Here is a 20116-nt window from a genome sequence, read left to right on the forward strand (position 1 = left end):
CCCGCTCGCGACTCAGTTGTTCTTCAACGAGCGCACGAAGGCTCGGAACGAGTCCGCGCTCACGCTGAACTCACCCGCTTCCGGGCACTTGGAGTCTCGGAGACCCACCGTCTCCCTCCCCCGCGCTACCTCGACGCAGTTCGAGTCAGCGCTGTACGTGCTTCTCCGCCATGCGGGCGCAGCCATGTGCGCTCCACCTCACTCTCGATCGAGCTCGCGCGCGATAGACGACATGAGCCAAACACTGTCCTGCTCGTCAAGCGCCACTTCCGTCAGCCTCTTCAAGGTGAGCCTATAGCTCTCAACCTGGGCTGGATCGCCCAAGAACAAGCCGGTCGCGCGGTCTTCGACGTGCACAACAGTTGGGTCGTCGCGGAAGTCGAGGATGACGAATTGTCCGACCAGGCCAGGGTGAGGGCCGACATCGGCAGGGATGACGCGGACGGAGATGTTGCGGCGGCGACTCAGGTCGATCAGGTGGCGGATCTGCCGCACCATCACGCCAGGCCCACCGACCGACAGTCTCAGGGCGGACTCGGCGATGATCAAGTTGACCTGTGGCGGACTGGACCGGGCCAGGATGGTCTGCCTCGCCATCCGCCGGGCCACACGAGCCTCGATGTCGGGTTCGTCCTGATCCAACATGAGGGCGGAGATGATCGCGAAGGCGTACTCGGCCGTCTGTGCGAGACCGGGCACCAACATCAACTCGAAGTTGGTGATCGTCGCGGCCCGGATCTCGAAGTTGAGATAGGTCCGGCTCTGCACGGTTGGGTTGCTGCCCTCCACGAGGCCGAGTCCGCTGCCGCCTCGTGCTTGGTCGAGCAGTCGGTGGCGTTCTGCGCCCACGACGCCGATGACGGTGAGGATGGAGGCCACCTCCTCGACGGTGGGCTCGCGCTTGCCGTTCTCCAAGCGGCTGATGGTGCTGATGGAGACTCCGAGACCCTCTGCCACGCTTTGCAGGTTGAGCTTGGCGGCCTTGCGCAGTCGTTCCAGCTCGAAGCCGATTCCCCTGGTACTGACACCGGTTTGGTTCTTGCCCACTTTTCCACCTTTGCTGATGTTGCAAAGATTGCAGTGCGAGACACGCCTCTAGCTGCGAAAAGTCACTCGATCGAAGGACTGCAAAGGCTGGTGCCGGCGGGGGAGTGGGTGCAATCCTCGGCTCCATGAACACCGTTGAAGAAGATCGAGTGCTGCGGCGGCACCTGGCGGCCGTGCTGGTCGGGGTGCTGTACGACTCCGACCGGAAGTCGTTGCAGATGGCTCGGGCGGAGACGCATCGGTTGGTCGGTGCGGTGACCACGTGCCTGGGCACGCACCCGCTCGACAAGATCGGCCGGTGCGGAGTGTGCGAGTCGTCGGAGTGCGTGCTGCGCAGCGATCTCCGGCTGGCCCTGATGCCGTTCGACGGCGTCGGCGAGGAGCACATCCTCGATGTCGTCGGTATCGAGCGGAAGAAACTGTGACGCCGGAGAAGCCGATGGAGGACATGACGATGGCGGAACTCCTGACCAACCAGGTCGATCAGGAGCCCGTCGAGTCCGCTCAGCCGGTCGAGCCCAGCAACTCCGACACGGCGTGAACGAGCCGCTGGGGGTCGGCCGGGCTCAGTGTCGACCACTCCCGCCCGTCGCCGGACGGTCGGCGGGTGAACTGCCAACGTCCTTCCGCGGTGTCGTAGAAAGACACCGCATACGGTCCGCGCTTCCGCGGCCCCGGTCGGCCGTGCAGGGTCGGGCGGACCGCCACGCCGAACTGGCCCATCCGTTGCACGTTGCCGAGCACCGAGCCGATCTTCTGCGCGTCGGGCCGGGGCAGGCCCGCGTCCCGCAGCGCGTTCTCCAGGCGAGTGGCGGATTCACCGGCGGTAGCCGCCGCACGTTCCAGGTCCGCCGCGAGGAGGCTGATGGACCGTGATCGGGGTGTGGGGTGCGGAGGCAGCAGCGACACCATCGACGTGGCGAGCGTGGTTTCGTCGATGCGAGTCAGCGCCAGCGCGTCCGCGGTCAGGACGGCCGACACCGCGTGCCCGCGCCGGGCCGCCGCGACCGCGCGGACCCGTGGGCCAGAGTCCAGTCGCAGCCGGGCGTCGACCTCGCGCTCGGGGCGGGCCAGCAAGTCCAGCGAACCGGCCAGGCGGGCGTCCAGTTCACCGCGCTCGGCCAGCCCGCGTGCCTCCAACGAGCGCCACGCGTCGTTGAACAACGCGCGGCGCTCGTCCATCGTCGCGCCGTGGGAGGGAATCGTCAGGATCGTCGGGTACTCGCCCAGGTTCAGGTGATCCCAGCACAGCTCGAACTCCAGCCGGGACAGGGTGAACGTCACGAGCCGTCGTCCCCGATCACCGGCGGCGCGACCCGGGGCATGGAGTCCTCGCCCCACACGTCGTCCAGCTCTTCCAGGTAGGGCGCGGCCTTGTGCTCGATGTCGTCCTCGCCCTTGCCGCCCTGCGGGGCACCGGCCATGCCGCCCGTCATCGGGCTGCCCGCCGCCCCCCTCGCGCCTGCCGCGCCGGCTTGGGCGGTTCGGTTGGTGTGCGCGTCGCCGCCCACGCCGGTGGAGGAGCCGGGGCCGAAGGGCTGGCCGCCGTGACCGGGCTGTCCCGGAACGCCAGGCAGGCCGCCACCGAACCTGGGCGTGCCACCGGCCGGGTTGCCGCCGAATCCCTTGGGAACACCCGGACCGGTGCCCTTGCCGGGAGGGTTGCCGCCGGGCGGGGTCCGCCGGTCGTAGAAGCCCGGGTTCGGCCTGATCATGCCGGGCGGGGGCACCGCGACAGGTGGTTGCGGCGGTCCGGGCGTGTAGGGCGGGGGAGTGATCGGCGTGGGTCCGGGCCGGGGCGCGATGTCCGGTGTCGTCCCGACTGCCGAGGTGCTGGTGTCTCCGCCGGTGGGCGCGACGGCCTGGGGCACTGGCTGCTGCGGCTGCGACGGCATTCGGCTGGTGCCGGTGTCGCCGTTCCACTGGCGGTCCGAGAACTGCCGGGAGTACTGGCTCTGCGCCTCGGACTGCTGGAACGTCGGCTCGGTGACCTGTGTGGTGACCTGCGGTGGCGGCACAAATGTCCCCAATCTGTCCACCGTCGCCGCTGCGCTGTCGCGGTAGCTGTTCATCACGTCGACTGCGTGGTTCTTGGCCTCTTGAGCCTGTTTCTCCTGAATGTCCTGGTCGGTCTGGCCGTCCAACTTGTGCACGATGGCGGCCGGGATACCGAAGAATTTGTCGTTCGCGGTGGAGGTGACCTCGACCGGTTCAGGCATGCGAGTCTCAGCGTCGATGTATTGCTTGGTGTAGTCATCGAATGACTTCTGCGTCGCGGCTCCCGCCGTGAGTGCATCCTCCGCCCACTGCACCAATGGTGCGGTGCTCCCGGTAAATTTCTCGCCCGCTACGCCGACCCAGACTGCTTTGGAGTCGCGAATCGCCGACTCCAGCTCGCTCTTGGCGTTGCCCATCACCACTTGGAAGCTGTTCCAGAGGTCGTCCACGGCCTGTGCCGCCGAGTGGCCAGGGCCGTCGTGGATCTTCTCGTAGAGCTGCTTGTGCGACTGCGCGTGGAAGTTGTAGTTACCTATCCCGCCCATTTAAGTGCTCCCTCACTTCACCAAGTTCTGCATGGCCGCTTCCGCTAGCTTGCGCGCGCCCTCGCACGGCTTGGGGAAGCGGTCCTTGAAACTTGGGCTGACTGAATACGTAGCCGACAGGTACTGGCCCTCTGCGGTGTCTACGAATAGGTCGCATTGATTGGGGTCATCCGGCAAGGTCACCGTGATGGCAGGGAAGCCTTCCACCGGATCGGCTTGGGTTGGCTGTCCCCGGCGTTTGCCACTCGCCCACTCCTCTATCCCTTCGGTGGTGACAGGGATCAGCTGAATGGACTGTCCGGTGGCGGTCCATGAACAATATGGCGACTTGTATGTGGAGTCCGTGCCGGTCCGGCCGGGGCCTTTGAACTGCATCACCGTGAGTTGCTCGTCGGTTACCAGCTGGCACGGGTCCTTGCCGTCGAGCACGACTTCCCCGGGCCGGGCGCTCGACGGCGACACCGAGGTCGACTCGCTCGTCGTGTCAGCGGTGGTAGCTGGCACTGGTGTGCCGCCTTGAGCCGTGCATGCCGTGAGCAAGATCAGTGCCGCCGCAGTTGTGAAAAGAGAGCGCATTCCGGTCAGATCTCCCTGTGCTGCTGCCGCATGCGGTTCTCGTTGGTGTCTTCAGTCAGGTTGTACGTCTTGGCGGTCTGGTCGAGTTGGTCGATGCTGATGTTTAGTTGGTCGAGGAATTGCTCGGTTACATCGATGGCGATTTCCGTGTTGTTGGTGAATATGGGAGCGGCTTCGGTGGACACATCGTCTTTTGCGAACGGTTGTACACGCAGTGATCGCCTGTGGCTGATTAGGTAGTCCTGAATCGTGTCGCGGACCGCCTCGTAGCGGGCCTTGAGGGCCAGGATCTGGCCCGGTTCGACCTGCATGGTGACCGGTCCGGCGGGTGCCGGAGCGCTGGCTCCGCCACCCCCACTCGCCATGAACGGCATGAGTCTCCCCTCTCCTACCTTGACCACTGTGTGCACGTGAGTCGTCACTGTGCGTGTCCAGGTTCCGGCACGGCGAAGTCATCGAGCGGTGGAACCGGTGACTCGGATCAGAATCAGCCCACGAGCGAGTGAAGTATCCCGGACGGCGGCCACGGGGACCGCGCAATGATCCATTCTTCCGGCGTGTTCACTCTGATGACGTAATCATTAATGCGAGGGACTGTCGTTTCGTCACCCATTGGGCACAACAACACCAATGCGTCAGGTCCCGTTGCTCCGTCCGTTTCCGCACCATAGCGGGCTCGCTTGGCGAGGCGGTCCAACAGAGCCTGTCCGGCTGGGTATCGCCCGAGTGGGGTAAGACCGTCCAGCGCCAACACGGGCTGTCGCGTCCACTCCCGCTCCAGCGCTCTGCACGCCTGCTCTACCACCCGGTGCAGGTTGAGCTGTTCCCTGCCGCCGGGTTCGGCGGCGTCGGCGCGGAGCACGCGGTCGAAGTCGGGAATCCGGTGCTCCTTGGCAACTTCGCGCAAAGCGGCCACGAACGCCGCCGTCGCGTCCACCACCGGCACTCCCAGCGCGGCCTCCACCGCGGCCCGCGCCTGAGCCCAGCGCTTGCGCCGCACGGTGATGATCCGCACCCCGCCGCGCTCCGCGGCGTCGACCAGGCGGGCGTCCACGTCGCTGGCGGCGGTGCCGGAGACGATCGGGTGATGACTCAGCGATCCCGTCGATCCCGTCGAGGATGTCACCCGCGTCAAGCCGGTCGTCTCGGGTGTGCGCGGGCGGTAGAGCTCGCCGTCCCAGGTCACCGGGAACCCGGCCTCGGTCAGCAGCTCCGCCAGTTCCCGGCCGGTCGGCAGGCGGTCGAGGCCGGGGAACCGGTTGTCCAGTCGCTGCTGCACGCCGTCGGCGGTCAGTCCGCCCTCGGGCATCCCCGCGCCCGCCTGCGCCAGCCGGAGCGCCCGCACCGAGGACAGGCTCCGCGGGTACAGCTCCAGGCGGAGGTTGGCCAGCACCGTGCCCGAGCCCGCCGCCGCCAGCCTGACCAGGCGCTTCTCGTCGAAGACCTCACCGGTCCGCTCGGCGCAGGCCGCCAGTTCGCGCACCACGGCGGTCGGCGTCGGAAGCGGGTCCTGGGCGGCCAGCTCACCGGCCTTGTCCGCCAACCGCTCGGCGAGCTCCAGCAACGACTCGTCGGACGGCGTGTCCACCGGGTCACCCGAGCCGACCTGCAACGCCAGCAGCACCCGTTCGTGGTGGCGGCGCAACGACAACCTCGGTTCGTCGCGCTGCCAGTCCACCTCGTAAGCGGCCCGCAGCACGGCGTAGGCGTAAGCCATCCGCAGAGGGTGCGATTCCACGTCCGAGCAGCCGTGCTGGGCCAGCAGGTGCTCGGCGAGTTCTTCTGCGGCGGCGACCCGGCGGAACGACACCAGGGTGTCGACCACCTCGCCCAACACGGTGTCGAGTACGTCGATGTTCGACCACGCCCGGCGGCGTGCGGACAGGACCTGACTGATCCGCCCCTGGGTGAGGTTGGTGTCCCCGGCGACCACGACGCTCGTGGGCCACCGGGTCTGCGGCAGCACGCCGTTCTCGTCGGGCAGGCCGAGCAGCAGGCGGCTGATCGCGGCCTGGGTGTCGTTGCGGCGTTTGACCTTCGGCAGGAGCATCGCGACGATCGCGTCCAGCGGCAGGCGTGAGCCGGTGACGTCGGACGGCAGGTGTCCAGTCGTGATCACGCCCGGCTCGGTCACGAGCCTGGTCCGCCACGCGGCGATGCGGTCGAGCAGCTCGGTCCGCGTCTTGCGACTCAGCCCCCGGGCTTTGCGCACGTCGTTGATCCGCAGGTCGAGCAGGCCACCGACGGTGTCGGCGCCGAGCCGGTTCGCCACCGCGACGGCCCGCAGCGTCAGGCCGGCCGCGTTGAGAGCGGTGTCCAGGGTCGCCCGCTCGGCCGCTTCCTCGCGTAGCTCATCCGGGTCGTCGGAACCCGAGGACGACACGGCGGCCGGCGCGGTCTCGTCCAGCGCGGTGAACACCCGCTGCCACGCCTCACGCATCTGGGCGGCGGACGCGAACCGCTTGTCGGCGTCGCGGTGCAGCGCCTTGCCGAAGAACTCGCGCAGCGGCTCCCTCAGCCCGGCTTCGAACAGCTCGGCCGCCACCGTCACCGGCTCGGTGTGGAACCGGGGGTTCGTGCCATCCTCGCCCCACGACGGCAGCTCCAAGCTGGCCATCTCGTGCAGCGTCACGGCCGCCGCGTAGCGCTCGGCGTGCAGGTCGTACACCGGGCGGCGGTCACTGCCCAGGAACGGGTCGATGTACCCGCGGGTGCCCGCGGTAACGTCGTTGAGCGGTGCGCCGGCCAGTGAGAAGTCGAACAGCACCAGACCCTGCCCGTACTTCGGGTGGCTGCGCACGCCCAGGTTGTCCGGCTTTATGTCGCGGTGGAGGACGCCCTTGCGCTCCAGGTAGGACAGGGCGTCGAGCAGCTGGTCGCCCAGCAGTTGGAGCTTGTCGGGCAGCAGCGCGCCCTCGTCGCGCAGGATGTGGGCCAGCGATCGGTCGCCCGCGTAGTCGATCTCGATCGCGTGCCTGCTGCCCAGCGGAAACAGGCTGCGCCTGCGCACGACGACGTGCTCGTGCCGCAGGTCTTCCAGGGCGGCGGCCTCGTCGGCGAGCCGGTCCACGGCGTCGGCCGACCGCGAGACCTTCAGGACCGTGTCGGTGTTGTCGTGCTCGACCAGGAAGGCCCGCGCGGTGGCGCCGGTGCCCAGGACGCGCTGCACCACGTAGTCGGAGTCGGCGAGCCGCTCGCCCGGCGCCGCGTTCCAGGGGTCTACCCGGTCACCGGAGGGCTCGCCGAGCCGCTGGAACGCGGACAGCTCCTCCAGGAACTGCTCGACGTCGGCGAACCGGTCCCGGACCACCGGGTCGGTGGCCAGCGCGATCACCGCGTCGAGGTCGTCGGGGATGCTGTCGTCCACCGCGCGCGGGTGCAGGCCGCCCTGACGGGCCAACTGGTCGAGCAGCTCGGAGCGGGTGCCGGCGGGCGGGCGGCCGGTCAGCACCAAGTAGGCGATTGCGCCGACGCCGAACACGTCGATCGCGACGGTGCCGTCCGGGTCGTCGGTGAAGTCCGGGGCCAGGTACGGGGCTGCCGCAGCCTCGACGTGGGCCACCGCGCCCGTGCTGGGGCGCAGCCGGTGCACCGTGGAGGAGCCCGACAGGCCGCGCGCCGCCGCCTGCCACTCACCCACCTGCAACTGCGGCTTCGTCCAGTCGTCGGTGGTCGGCAGGACGATCACGGCTCGAGGTGACAGGGCCCGGTGCACCAGCCGCCGCTCGTGCGCGTAGTGCACCGCCTCGGCGAGCTGTCGGACCATGTCCAGCCGGGTGGGCAGGTCCAAGTCGGCGTGGTGTTGGGCCATGTAGTGGTCGAGCCGCAGTGCCTCCCGGGGCTGCTCGATCAGCAGCGCGGGACCCGCCTCGTGGTCGACCAGGTCCACCGGGCCGAGTAAACCGGGGTGGCGGATGCCCTGGCAGGCGCGGAACTCGCGCTCGGCGGCGGCGCGGATCGATCGCTGCTTGTCCGAGTCGCCTTCGCGTTCGTAGAGGTAGATCCGGACCCTGCGGTACTCGCCGGGCATGTCCTCGCGCTCGGCGTGGTGGTCTTGCCACGTCGGTCCCGTGTCGTACGGGCGGGGCTTGATCTGCCACGACCCGACGGTGATGCTGCGCTTGGTCGGGTGGATGCCCACCCGCTGGAGCAGGCGCGGCAGCGCGCGGAAGAAGTCCGGGCTCAGCGGCGTCCGGCTGATCGGGCCGGTGAGCAGGTCGGAACCGATCTTGTCCAGCACCTTGCCGGTCTCGGGCCCGTAGACACCGTGGCGCTGGGAGTCGTCGAGCCGGATGTCCAGCCCGGTCTCGGACAGGAAGATCGCCGGGGCCACGAACGGGATGGCGACCTTGTCCTGCCGGGCCGCTTGGACGAGCAGCGACTTCAGTTCCTTGGCCTTCTGGTCCGCCAGCGGCAGCGGGTTGTCGAACGTGCGCGGATGGTGACTGTTCGGACGGTGCTGCACCCACGTGCCGTGCCGGTTCTCCAGCCGGCCCTTCAAGCTCTTGATCTCGACCAGGTGCAGGCCGCTCGGCGTGGCGACCAGCAGGTCCACCTCACGGATGTGCCCGTGCGGGGAGGTGAACGTGAAGTTCGACCACGCCTCGTACGGGTGCCGGTCGGGCAGCAACTCGCGCACCTGCCGCAGTGCCGCCCGCTCGTGCGTGAACGCGGACTGCGTGATCTCGTGCCACCTGCTCGACTGCTCGTCCACCCCGCACCCTTCGACTAGACGGCCCATCATGTCCGATCGCGCGCGCCGCCGGTGTGTTAGCCGCCGGACCGGCACGGCGGGGCGCCCGTCACGGCTTGACCGGCACCTTCGCCTGGCGGGCGAGGTAGTCGTTCACCTCGTCGGCGTCGAAGGCGGTCGGGTCGAAGTCGGCGGCGGAGTCCAGTTCGAGCCACTCCAGCCGGTCCGCGTGCTCAGGGTGCCCCGGGTCGGCCAGCACGTCGCACAGGTGCGCGTAACCCCAGATGCCGCCGCTGTCCTCCGGCGGGGCGGCACGGCGACCGGTGAGGCAGCGGGGGTAGGCGACCCCCGGTTCGGCTTGCACGACGTCCTCCACCAGGATGTCGTGGTCCCAGGCGTCCCCGAAGTCGTACAGGTAGCTGATGCGGTCCTTGGGGTTGCGCGTCACGTCGGCCAGGGTCACGGCGGCGGCGTCGCCGTGACCGAGTTCCGGGTCGGGCATCCCGTACTCGCCCTGCGGCGTGTCGAAGACCCACAGGTGGTAGTCCTCCCAGGCGAACAAGTCCTGGACGGCCTGGTGCAGTCGCACCAGCGGCGTGGACGACAGCACCTCCACCCGGCGCCAGATCGGCGGCTTCGACCCGCGCAGGGTGACCTTCAGCCGGTGCACGCTGGTGTCGAGGGCGGTCGGCGCGGCCTCCGGGAGCAGTTCCAGCCGCTGTTCGAGCAGCGCCAGGGTCGTCGTCACGTCCTCCACCTGGTCCGGCTCGACCGGGCACGGCTCGCGTTCGAGCGCGTCCGCCACGATCCCGCGCGCCTGTTCGGGCGTGTACTCCCGGAACGGGAAGCCCAGCTCCGCGGCCGCGTGGACGTACCCGGCCCGGATCTCCTCCGGCTGGTCGCTGACGAAGCAGTCCTTGAGGCCGCCGAGGTCGTGGTCGATCAACAAGACGAGGACGTGCGACTTGCGTCCGTACGAGAAGGTCAGCGCCAACCCCTCCTGAGCGCCGCGCGGGTCCGCGTAGCCGAAGCAAGCGCCGAGGGTCGGCCGGCCCACCGCCTTCGCCCACTTCGGGTCGCGCAGCCCGCTCGCGACGAGCCGGTCGGCGGCCTGGGCCGCGATCGGCCGCACCTCCGGCGGTGCGAGCACCGCGAACGATCTGGCCAGCGCGAGGGCTTCCGGCCTGCCCGTGGCCTCGGCGTCGGAGATCATGGCGGCCACCACGTCCGGGAAGTCCTGCGGATCGACGCTGCCGCCGATCGCGCCCAGGAACTCCGAAGCGGTCAGCTCGGCGTCCAGCGGTCCGCAACCCTGCTCCAGCAGCGGTGAGAAGCCGTCGAGAACCGCCATCCCGAGTTCGGCCACCGGCTGGACGAAGCCTGCCTCGGTCAGGCGGTCCACCGCGTCGGGCACGTCCCGGGCCGCGTCGACCAGCACCAACGCCTGCTCGGGGGCTCCTTGCTCAGCCAGCATCGCGCGGAGGTCGGACAGAGTGGGCTGGGCATCGTTCGACACCCGCCCAATCGTGCCACCCGCGTCAGTGGCGTCGCACACGGCTCCTGGACCTGAACGTCCCTCACGCGAACGAGACGTGGACGCCCCTGCCCAGGTGGTTCAGCCGGACTCGGAGGGTTCGCTGTCACGTCCACCCGCCGGGTCCGTCAAGCGGCGGAGTTGGGCGGCCAGGTAGGGGCGGGCGCGGCGACGGCCTCCCCGGGCCCCGATGGCCCGGGACAGGGATTCCAGAGCCCTGGTCACGCGTGCCCGGTCGGGGTGCCAGCCGCGGCGTTCGCACTCGGCCAGCCAGTCGACGGGGGAGGAGTGGCCGCGTTCGCGGTTGCAGCGGCGGCAGGCGGCGACCTCGTTCTCCAGCCACGACGGGCCGCCCTTGACCTTCGGCACCAAGTGGTCCGTGGTCGGGGTGACGTGGCGGGCGAACCGGCGGCGGCACCACGTGCAGTCGTCGCCGTCGCGGAGAACGGCTTCGGCGAGGCGGGTCGCGCGGTCGGGTGCGGTGTCGGACATCGGGATACCAGGAAAGCACTGCGCCCCGGCCGTCGCACGACAGCCGGGGCGCAGGGTCCGGGGGTCAGGCAGGCAGGGAGGCGACGCCGGGCGCCAGGAAGCGCTTGCCCGTCACCTTCTCCGAGATGCCCGAACGGTCCAGGTAGGGGGTGATGCCGCCCAGCCAGAACGGCCAGCCGGCGCCCAGGAGCATGCACAGGTCGATGTCCTGCGCCTCCGCGACCACGCCCTCGTCGAGCATGATCCGGATCTCCTCGGCCAACGCCTCCAGCGCCCGCGCGAAGACCTCGTCACCGGTCAGCGGCTGGTCGCCGAACGACCACAGCGCCTGCACCTCGGGGTCGACGCTCTGCTTGCCCGCCGAGTCCCACTGGTACACGGCGGTCTTGCCGGCCTCGACGAACGCCCTCATGTTCTCCGACACGCCGAAGCGGTCGGGGAAGGCGCCGTTCATCGTCTCCGCCACGTGCAGCGCGACGGCCGGGCCGACGAGCTGCAGCAGGATCAGCGGCGACATCGGCAGGCCCAGCGGCTCGGTGGCCTTGTCCGCCACCTCGAACGGCGTGCCCTCGTCGATCGACTTCACGACCTCGCCCATGAAGCGGGTCAGCAGCCGGTTCACCACGAACGCCGGGGCGTCCTTCACCAGCACGGACGACTTCTTCAGCTGCTTGCCCACCGCGAACGCGGTCGCCAGGGTCGCGTCGTCGGTCTGCCCGGCGCGCACGATCTCCAGCAGCGGCATGATCGCGACCGGGTTGAAGAAGTGGAAGCCCACGACCCGCTCGGGGTGCTTGAGGCCCGACGCCATCTCGGTGATCGACAGCGACGACGTGTTGGTCGCCAGCACGGCCTCGGCCGAGACGTGCTCCTCGACCTCGGCGAACACCTTCTGCTTCACGCCGAGGTCCTCGAACACGGCCTCGATGACGAAGTCCGCGTCCGCGAACGCCGCCTTGTCCAACGAGCCGCTCACCAGGGCCTTGAGCCGGTTCGCCTGGTCCGGCGACACCCGCTTCTTGCCCAGCAGCTTGTCGATCTCGCCGTGCACGTACCCGACGCCCTTGTCCACCCGCGCCTGGTCGATGTCGGTGAGCACCACCGGCACCTCCAGCCGCCGCGCGAACAGCAGCGCCATCTGCGACGCCATCAGGCCCGCGCCGACGATGCCGACTTTGGTGACCTTGCGCGCCAGCGACTTGTCCGGCGCGCCCGCGGGCCGCTTGGCCCGCTTCTGCACCAGGTTGAACGAGTACAGCCCGGCCCGCAGCTCGTCGCTCATCACGACGTCCGCCAGCGCCTCGGTCTCCGCCGCGTACCCGGCGTTCAAGTCGTTGGCGCGCGCCAGCTCCAGCAGCTGCAACGCCTTGAGCGCACCCGGCGCCGCGCCCTTGGTCTTGCCGTCGACGATGGCCTTCGCCCGCGCCACGGCCGCGTCCCAGCCCGCGCCGCGGTCGATCTCGCGGCGGGCGGGCACGACGTCGCCGCGCACCACGGAGGCCAGCCACAGCAGCGACTGCTCCAGGTAGTCCGCGGAGTCGAACAGCACGTCCGCGATGCCCAGGTCCAGCGCCTGCTTCGGGTTGAGCATCTTGTTCTGGTTCAAGGCGTTCTCGAAGATCACGGTGACCGCGTCGTGCGGGCCGATCAGGTTCGGCAGCAGCTGCGTGCCGCCCCAGCCGGGGAACAGGCCGAGGAACACCTCGGGCAGCGCGATGGCCGCCGCGTTGGACGCCAGCGTCCGGTAGTGGCACGACAGCGCCAGCTCCAGGCCGCCGCCCATCACCGCGCCGTTGACGAACGCGAAGGTCGGCACGGAGGACTCGGTGAACTTGCGGAACACGTCGTGCCCGAGCTGCCCGATCGTCACGGCCTGCGAGCGCTCGGAGGCGCCCTCCACGGCCGTCAGGTCGGCGCCCACGGCGAAGACGAACGGCTTGCCGGTGACCGCGATGGCGGCCGGGGAGGCGGCCGCGGCTTCGTCGAACGCCGCGCCCAGGCTGACCAGCGACTGCGGGCCGAACGTGGACGGCCGGGTGTGGTCGTGGCCGTTGTCGATGGTGATGAGGGCGACTTGGCCGTCGACGCCGGGCACCGACACGAACCGGGTGCGGGCGTGGGTCACGACCTCGTCGGGGAACAGGGCCTTGGCCTCGTCAGCGGTCAACGCGGTCACTTGGACTCTCCGTTCCAGTGCGGGTTCTCCCAGATGACGGTCCCGCCCATGCCGATGCCGATGCACATGGTCGTGATGCCGTAGCGCACGTCGGGGCGCTCGGCGAACTGCCGCGACAGCTGGGTCATCAGGCGCACGCCCGAGGACGCGAGCGGGTGGCCGGTGGCGATCGCGCCGCCCCACTGGTTGACGCGCGGGTCGTCGTCGGCGATGCCGAAGTGGTCGAGGAAGGCGAGCACCTGCACGGCGAACGCCTCGTTGATCTCGAACAGGCCGATGTCCTCGATGGACAGGCCCGCGCGCTTGAGGGCCTTCTCGGTGGCCGGCACCGGGCCGACGCCCATGACCTCGGGCTCGACGCCCATGAACGAGTAGCCGACCAGGCGCATGCCGACCGGCAGGCCGAGCTCGCGCGCGGTCTCCTCCTCGGCCAGGATGCAGCCGGTCGCGCCGTCGTTCAGGCCGGCCGCGTTGCCCGCGGTGACCCGGCCGTGCGGGCGGAACGGCGTCTTCAGCTTGGCCAGGTCCTCGACCGTCGTGCCCGGACGGGGCGGCTCGTCGGCGGTGGCCAGGCCCCAGCCGTGCTCCGCCGAACGGGTCGCGACGGGCACGAACTCCGGGCCGATCTTGCCGTTCTTCACCGCGTCGGCGTACTTGGCCTGCGACGCCGCCGCGAACGCGTCCGTGCGCTCCTTGGTCAGGTGCGGGAACCGGTCGTGCAGGTTCTCCGCCGTCGAGCCCATGACGAGCGCGGACGGGTCCACGATCTTGTCCGACAGGAACCGCGGGTTGGGGTCGACGCCCTCGCCCATCGGGTGCCGGCCCATGTGCTCGACACCGCCCGCGATCACCACGTCGTACGCGCCGAACGCGATGCCGCTGGCGGAGGTCGTCACGGCCGTCATCGCGCCCGCGCACATGCGGTCGACGGCGTAGCCGGGCACCGACTTGGGCAGGCCGGCGAGCAGCGCGGCGGTGCGGCCGATGGTGAGGCCCTGGTCGCCGATCTGCGTGGTGGCGGCGATGGCCACCTCGTCGACCCGCTCCGGCGGCAGTTCGGGGTGACGGCGCAGCAGCTCGCGGATCACCTTGACGACCAGGTCGTCGGCACGGGTCTCCGCGAAGATTCCCTTGGGGCCGGCCTTGCCGAACGGCGTGCGCACGCCGTCCACGAAGACCACGTTTCGAACGCGTGCCGGCGCTACTGGTGCGGCCACGGCGTCTCCTCCGCTTGTGGTGACGATTCGCCCGAGCGGTCGGGCGCGACTCCTACCGATCGGTAACACAACTCTAGCCCCTGTTACTGACCGGTAACCACCGTGGTCGCCCTGTCGGGTCGGTCACAGGCCGCCCGGACGGCCAGGAACAGCCCGAACCCGAACGGGGACAGGACGACCGTCAGCACCAGCAGCGGGCCCATGAGCAGCGGGTGCAGCCCCAGGCGGCGGCTCTCCCGGTACATCCACGCGCCGATCAGCAGGTCCCACGCGATCACCTGGGCCCAGACCGCCGAGGCGCCCCACGACGTGGCCAGGAACTCCCGCAGCGTGTCCAGGTCCGGACTGCTCATGGTCGCCCACAACTGGGGCAGGTGCGCGGCGACCAGAACCGCGTGGACGACCAGCGGCGGCACCGCGATCAACGGTGACGAGACGATCCGGCTCGTGACCGGGGCCGTCGGGGCGAAGATCATCAGACCCCAGAACGGGACGGTGAGCCAGAACGTGAGCTGGAAGAGGAACCCGGTCATGCGCGCACGACCTCCTTCGCGTGGTCGGTCGTGTCGGTGGTCTTGGTGGTCTCGGTGCTGCGCAGGGTCTTCGCGATGACCGCGCCGGTCCAGGTCGCCACGGCCAGCGCCCCCAGCGCGGTGAGCAGGTCGGGGCGCGTCAGCGGCTGCCCGCGCAGCGCCTGCCAGGTGAGCAGCGCCAGCAGGCCCGCGTAGCCGATCGTCAGGCCCCCGGCGAGCTTCGGGGTGGCCCGGCGGCCGAACGCCACCACCAGCAGCGGGATGACCTGCAGGGCGTGGATGCCGACGAAGTGCGGGACGCGCAGGTCGCCGCCCGTGGTGGCCCAGCCCGTCAACGCCATCTGCGGGCCGCCGTCGGGCACGCCGACGCTGTGCGCGCCGATGACGCCCCCGTCGTCGTCCTGGCCGGGCGCGGGCGGCGTCATCAGGAAGCCGAGGCCGAGGCCGACGAGCGACAGCAGCAGTCCCAGCCGGATCGCGACGCCCGCCGCGGGGTCGGCGAACCGGGTCAGCGCCAGCACGACGGCGATCACCGCGTGCATCACCCACAGGGTCACGATGGTGACCGCCATGAGGTCCCACAGGCGCTCGTCCAACGGGGTGGCGACGTTGAAGTGGCTCCGCCTGCCGCGGACCACCTGGCCGATGATGACGGCCATCTCGGCGGTGCCGGCGAGCGCGATCACCGTGCCCGCCCACCAGCCGACCCGGCGCAGGCGGGTGGTCAGGGTGAGCATCCAGGCGAGCGTGACGCCGTAGAGGGCGAGGGAGAGGCCGAACTTGAGCGGCTTGAACCAGATCGGGGACCCGACCAGAATCCGGTCGTCGAAGATCAGCCCGCCGAGTGAGGCCAGGGTGACGGCGGTCATCAGCAGGGAGAAGAGCATCAGGGGTGGGTGCGGGCGGAGGAAGCGGGTCATGGACGGCTCCTAAGATGGATAGCAGCACTTTCTACTATCGGATAGCTACAGTATCCATACTGGGGACCGTCTCAGGAAGGGGGTCGTGCCCGATGCGCATCGCCGAGTTGAGCCGTCGCAGCGGCGTGCCCGTGCCGACGATCAAGTACTACCTGCGCGAAGGGCTGCTCCCGGCCGGTGAGCTGACCAGCCCCAACCAGGCCAGGTACGCCGACGCGCACCTGCACCGGCTGCGGCTCGTGCGGGCGATGGTGGAGCTGGGCGGGCTGTCGATCGCGGCCGTGCGGGAGGTGCTGGGCGCGTTGGACGACCCGGAGAAGTCCCTGCACAAGGCGATGGGCACCATCTCGGCCGCGGTCGCGCCGGCGGACCTGGGCGGCGAGGACGAGGTCGCGCACGAGCAGGTCGAGGCGTTCCTGCGGCGGCAGGGGTGGGTGTGCCGTCCCACGTCGTACGCGTACAAGGCGCTGGTGGGTGTGCTCGCCACGGCGCGCGAGGTCGGGCACGAGCGGTTCGCGGACCTGCTCGACGGGTACGCCGACGCCGCCCGGCCGCTGGCCGAGGCCGACCTGGGGTACGTGCTGGGCGCGGGGTCCGAGGACGAGGCGCTGGAGGCCGTCGTCGTGGGGACCGTGCTGGGTGACGCGGCCATGGCCGCCGTGCGCGCCCTCGCCCGCCGTGAACTGTCCGGCGCCCGCCAACCGAACGACCCCTGACCGCCGAGAGTCGTCCCTCCACGCCGCGCGTGTCCTACCTCCAGAACGCGCGTGTCCAACGTTCGGAACACCCGAGTTGAACGCTCAGCTCAGTCGATCTTGTGCTGAGCGTTCAACTCGAGGTGCGCGAACGTTGGACACGCGCGTTCCGAACGTAGGACACGCGCGGGGTGAAGGGACGACTCTCGGGTCAGGAGGCGGGTGGGGTCAGGGCGGTGGAGAGGGCGGTGGCGGTCAGGGCGACCTGCCAGTTGCGGGCGCCGCCCTCGCGCAGGGTCGCGGCCACGCCCTCCGGTGAGGTGTCGGCCGGCGGCTGCCAGCACGTGCGCCGCACGAGGTCGGGCAGCAGCAGGTTCTCCACCGGCAGGGTGTTCGCCTCGGCCACGGCCGTCAGCGCCGTCCTGGCGGCCGCCAGGCGGGCCGCCGCGGCCGGGTCCTTGTCCGCCCACCGGTTGGCCGGCGGCGGGCCGTCGTGCTGCTGTGACGGCTCCGGCAGCTCGTTGCGCGGCAGGGCGGCGGCACGCTGCAACGCGCCCAGCCACACGCCGGCCATCCGCCGCTGCGCCCGTCCCCGGAACACCGGCAACGCCAGCAGCGCGGCCTCGTCGGCGGGGTTCTTCACGGCGGCGTCGACCAGCGCGGCGTCCGGCAGCACCCGGCCCGGCGCGATGTCGCGCTCACGGGCCAGCGCGTCACGCGCTTCCCACAACGCCCGCACCGCGGCGAGCTGCCGCGGACTGCGGATCCGGTGGATGCCCGACGTGCGGCGCCACGGTTCGGCGCGCGGACGCGGCAGGGGCGCCGTGCGGGCCGCCTCGAACTCCTCGAGCGCCCACTCCAGCTTCCCCTGCCGCTTGAGCTCCTGTTCGAGCACGTCACGCAGCTCGACCAGCAGTTCGACGTCGAGGGCGGCGTAGTTCAGCCAGTCGGCGGGAAGGGGGCGGCGCGACCAGTCGGCCGCGCCGTGCCCCTTCTCCAACCGGTAGCCCAACAACCGCTCGACGAGCGTGCCCAGCGCCACCCGTTCGAAGCCGGCCAGCCTGCCCGCCAGCTCGGTGTCGAACAACACGCTCGGACGAAGGTCGAGTTCGGCGAGGCACGGCAGGTCTTGCGACGCCGCGTGCAACACCCACTCGGTTCCGTCCAGCGCCTCGACCAGCGGATCGAGCCGACCGCCGAGGGCGATCGGGTCGACCAGCACGGTCCCGGCGCCTTCCCGGCGCAGTTGCACCAGGTAAGCGCGTTGCGAGTAGCGGTATCCCGAGGCTCGCTCGGTGTCCACCGCAACCGGACCCGTCGCTCCGGCGAGCGCATCAGCGGCACGCCGGAGCGACGGTGCGTCGGCGACGACAGGTGGAACGCCGTCAGCGGGTTCCACCAGCGGCACCGGATCAGCACCGGTTGGTTCGGTTGGCTCGTCGGAGGGTACGTCCACGGCGGAAGACCCTACGACGAACGCACCACTCGCGGGTGTGTTCGGCCGGTTCAGTGTGCCGACCTGCTCAGCGGATCACGCCGGCACGCATGGCCAGCGCCACCATCTGAGCCCGATCACCGGTGCCCAGCTTGCGCCCGATCCGCGACAGGTGAGACTTCACCGTGAGCGCGGAAAGGCTGAGCGCTTCGCCGATCTCCTTGTTGCTCTGGCCATCGGCGACCAGCTGCAGGACCTCGACCTCACGCGCGGAAAGCTCCCGCGGCGTGTTGTCGGTGCCCGGCACCCTCGTGCCCGCGGCGAGCACGGGCGCGACGCTCGGGTCTGCGTAGACGCCGCCGTCGAGGACCCTGCGCACCCCGTCGGTGACCACCATCGGCGAGGCGGACTTCAGCAGGTACGCCTGGGCGCCTGCCTGGAAGGCCGACCTGACCGCGTAGGGGTCGTCGGAGGACGCGAGGACCACGATGCGGGGCCAGCCCTGGGCACGGAGTTCCGTGACCAGGTCGATGCCGGTGCCATCCGGCAGACCCAGATCGAGGATCGCGAGGTCGCACGGTCCGGTAGCGAGTGCCCGCGCCCGAGCCTCCGCGACCGAAGCCGCCTCATGCACTGTCCCGGCTCCCATCTGGGTGAGCCGAGCCGATATCGCCTCCCTCAGCAGTGGGTGGTCGTCGACCACCAGCACTGAAAAAAGCTCCTCCCGCGGGTGCGGGACCATGTTCGCCGGCAACGTGCCGGCTGGCGTGGTACGAACGGCCTGACCTAAGCCGACGGCAGCCACGTCACTACCTCCCTGGAGTCGGTCGTGCCCCCCGACCGGCACCGGGACTTTCGGCCAATCAGCCGCGCCACTGATCGACCGAAAGTGGTGTCGTCTGGGGCAGCGTAGCCGCCCAAGCGGGTCTACGGGACGATCAATCGGGTATCTATCCCGAATGAGTTGTCACTGATGGCCCCCGCTGTCACACGATCGGCTGACAACTCGATCGGGCACGTAACGCGAGCGGTTCTCACGACGACATCAAGGAGTTGCGGGTGGCGAGCACCACAGGTCGAGGCCGGGCCGAGGAACTGCTGGCCCGGGTGCCCCTCGTCGACGGGCACAACGACCTGCCGTGGGCGCTGCGCGATCTCGTCGCCTCGGGGCAATTCGGTGAAAAGTCAACGGCCGGTGATCCGGTCTCGTCCGTCTCGACCGTCGACCTGACGGTCCGGCAGCCCGCCCTCCAGACCGACCTGGCGCGGGCGCGCGAGGGCCGGTTGGGCATGCAGTTCTGGTCCGTCTGGGTGCCCTGCCGGCTGGCGGGCGACGCAGCCGTCACCGCCGTGCTGGAGCAAGTCGACCTGGTGCACGACCTCGCCGCGCGCTACCCCGACCACCTGCGCATCGCGACCACCGCCGACGAGGCTGAACGGGCCTTCCGGGACGGGCGGATAGCCTCCCTGATCGGCGCGGAGGGCGGACACAGCATCAACGGGTCGTTGGGCGTGTTGCGCGCGCTGCGGCGGCTCGGCGTGCGCTACATGACGCTCACCCACAACGAGAACACGCCGTGGGCGGACTCGGCGACCGACGAGCCGGTGCACGGCGGGCTGACCGACTTCGGGCGCGACGTGGTGCGCGAGATGAACCGCATCGGGATGCTGGTCGACCTGTCGCACGTCGCGCCGTCCACCATGCGGGACGCCCTGGAGGTCTCCACGCGGCCGGTGCTCTTCAGCCACTCGTCGTGCCGCGCGGTCGCCGACCACCCCCGCAACGTGCCCGACGACGTGCTGGCGCGGCTCAGGGACAACGACGGCGTGTGCATGGTGACGTTCGTGCCGCACTTCCTGTCGCAGGCCTACGTCGACTGGGACGCCCGGCTCCGGGAGGCGATGGAGGCGGCGGGGGAGAACCACAACGACCTCGACGCCCGCCACCGGTTCGCGGACTCGTGGCCGGACGCCGGCCCCACACCCCGCGTGAGCGTGGACGACGTCCTCGCCCACCTGGAGCACGCCCGGGAGGTGGCCGGCATCGACCACATCGGCCTGGGCGGCGACTACGACGGGACGCGCGCCCTGCCGGAGGGCATGGAGGACGTCTCCCGCTACCCGGACCTGGTCGGGGCCCTGCTGGACCGGGGGTGGAGCGAGGACGACTGCGCGAAGCTCGCCGGCCTCAACGCCCTGCGGGTGCTCCGCGCGAACGACTGACGGGCACGAGCCGGGCGTGGTCCAGCGCGGCC

18 protein-coding genes are annotated in these 20116 nt (G+C 70.2%); 3 read left to right on the forward strand and 15 right to left on the reverse strand.

Annotated elements, in window-relative coordinates; genetic code table 11:
• Positions 1-12: 12 nt before the first annotated feature.
• Entirely contained in the window at positions 13-186 is a 174-nt protein-coding gene (locus tag IOD16_RS06025) for a DUF397 domain-containing protein (RefSeq protein ID WP_201439217.1), read from the reverse strand.
• Positions 187-198: 12 nt separating this feature from the next.
• Positions 199-1047: a helix-turn-helix domain-containing protein gene (locus IOD16_RS06030; RefSeq protein WP_201439218.1), complete on the reverse strand. Its 849-nt coding sequence runs from the start codon at positions 1045-1047 to the stop codon at positions 199-201.
• A 125-nt stretch (positions 1048-1172) separates the two neighbouring features.
• Between IOD16_RS06030 and IOD16_RS06035 the strand changes: the two genes are divergently transcribed.
• Entirely contained in the window at positions 1173-1472 is a 300-nt protein-coding gene (locus IOD16_RS06035; RefSeq protein WP_201439219.1) for a hypothetical protein, read from the forward strand.
• Positions 1473-1551: 79 nt separating this feature from the next.
• Here IOD16_RS06035 and IOD16_RS06040 read toward each other — a convergent pair whose 3' ends face one another.
• The 11 genes from IOD16_RS06040 to IOD16_RS06090 all read right to left on the reverse strand — a co-directional run bounded on the left by IOD16_RS06040 (position 1552) and on the right by IOD16_RS06090 (position 15731).
• Positions 1552-2331 (reverse strand): ESX secretion-associated protein EspG, encoded by a 780-nt coding sequence (locus tag IOD16_RS06040; protein WP_201439220.1) that lies wholly within the window; start codon positions 2329-2331, stop codon positions 1552-1554.
• Positions 2328-3590: a PPE domain-containing protein gene (locus IOD16_RS40875; RefSeq protein ID WP_201439221.1), complete on the reverse strand. Its 1263-nt coding sequence runs from the start codon at positions 3588-3590 to the stop codon at positions 2328-2330. Before IOD16_RS40875 ends, IOD16_RS06040 begins: the two co-directional genes overlap by 4 nt.
• A 12-nt stretch (positions 3591-3602) precedes the next feature.
• A complete protein-coding gene (locus IOD16_RS06050; RefSeq protein WP_236594775.1) occupies positions 3603-4166 on the reverse strand; it encodes a DUF3558 domain-containing protein in 564 nt (187 codons plus the stop codon).
• A gap of 5 nt (positions 4167-4171) precedes the next feature.
• Entirely contained in the window at positions 4172-4540 is a 369-nt protein-coding gene (locus tag IOD16_RS06055) for a PE domain-containing protein (protein ID WP_201439223.1), read from the reverse strand.
• A gap of 113 nt (positions 4541-4653) precedes the next feature.
• Positions 4654-8880 carry a BREX system serine/threonine kinase PglW gene (pglW, locus tag IOD16_RS06060; RefSeq protein ID WP_201439224.1) on the reverse strand — a complete coding sequence of 1409 codons (4227 nt, stop codon included), beginning with the start codon at positions 8878-8880 and terminating at the stop codon, positions 4654-4656.
• A gap of 88 nt (positions 8881-8968) precedes the next feature.
• The gene (locus tag IOD16_RS06065) at positions 8969-10375 is read right to left on the reverse strand and encodes a plasmid pRiA4b ORF-3 family protein (RefSeq protein ID WP_201439225.1); all 1407 of its coding nucleotides are present in this window, start codon (positions 10373-10375) and stop codon (positions 8969-8971) included.
• 99 nt (positions 10376-10474) lie between these two features.
• On the reverse strand, positions 10475-10885 hold the full coding sequence (locus IOD16_RS06070) for an HNH endonuclease (protein WP_201439226.1): 411 nt from the start codon (positions 10883-10885) through the stop codon (positions 10475-10477).
• Between the two features lie 64 nt (positions 10886-10949).
• Positions 10950-13061, reverse strand: a complete 2112-nt coding sequence (locus IOD16_RS06075; RefSeq protein WP_201439227.1) for a 3-hydroxyacyl-CoA dehydrogenase NAD-binding domain-containing protein — start codon at positions 13059-13061, stop codon at positions 10950-10952.
• Positions 13058-14278: a thiolase family protein gene (locus tag IOD16_RS06080; RefSeq protein ID WP_123743280.1), complete on the reverse strand. Its 1221-nt coding sequence runs from the start codon at positions 14276-14278 to the stop codon at positions 13058-13060. The genes IOD16_RS06075 and IOD16_RS06080 overlap by 4 nt, the downstream gene beginning before the upstream one ends.
• Positions 14279-14361: 83 nt before the next feature.
• Positions 14362-14811 carry an ABA4-like family protein gene (locus tag IOD16_RS06085; RefSeq protein ID WP_201439228.1) on the reverse strand — a complete coding sequence of 150 codons (450 nt, stop codon included), beginning with the start codon at positions 14809-14811 and terminating at the stop codon, positions 14362-14364.
• On the reverse strand, positions 14808-15731 hold the full coding sequence (locus IOD16_RS06090) for a hypothetical protein (RefSeq protein WP_201439229.1): 924 nt from the start codon (positions 15729-15731) through the stop codon (positions 14808-14810). Before IOD16_RS06090 ends, IOD16_RS06085 begins: the two co-directional genes overlap by 4 nt.
• A 92-nt stretch (positions 15732-15823) precedes the next feature.
• Here IOD16_RS06090 and IOD16_RS06095 point away from each other — a divergent pair, with 92 nt between their 5' ends.
• Positions 15824-16447, forward strand: coding sequence for a MerR family transcriptional regulator (locus tag IOD16_RS06095; RefSeq protein ID WP_201439230.1), 624 nt, complete (start codon positions 15824-15826; stop codon positions 16445-16447).
• Between the two features lie 190 nt (positions 16448-16637).
• On the opposite strand, the gene IOD16_RS06100 is transcribed toward IOD16_RS06095, so the two are convergent.
• Both IOD16_RS06100 and IOD16_RS06105 read right to left on the reverse strand, forming a co-directional pair.
• Positions 16638-17882: a ribonuclease D gene (locus IOD16_RS06100; protein WP_201439231.1), complete on the reverse strand. Its 1245-nt coding sequence runs from the start codon at positions 17880-17882 to the stop codon at positions 16638-16640.
• Between the two features lie 67 nt (positions 17883-17949).
• Complete coding sequence (locus IOD16_RS06105; RefSeq protein ID WP_053718177.1) at positions 17950-18666, reverse strand: response regulator; 717 nt, start codon at positions 18664-18666, stop codon at positions 17950-17952.
• A gap of 254 nt (positions 18667-18920) precedes the next feature.
• Between IOD16_RS06105 and IOD16_RS06110 the strand changes: the two genes are divergently transcribed.
• Positions 18921-20084: a dipeptidase gene (locus IOD16_RS06110; RefSeq protein ID WP_201439232.1), complete on the forward strand. Its 1164-nt coding sequence runs from the start codon at positions 18921-18923 to the stop codon at positions 20082-20084.
• Positions 20085-20116: the final 32 nt, after the last annotated feature.

The sequence above is a fragment of the Saccharothrix sp. 6-C genome, from assembly GCF_016695385.1.
Classification (GTDB): Bacteria; Actinomycetota; Actinomycetes; order Mycobacteriales; family Pseudonocardiaceae; genus Actinosynnema; species Actinosynnema texasense.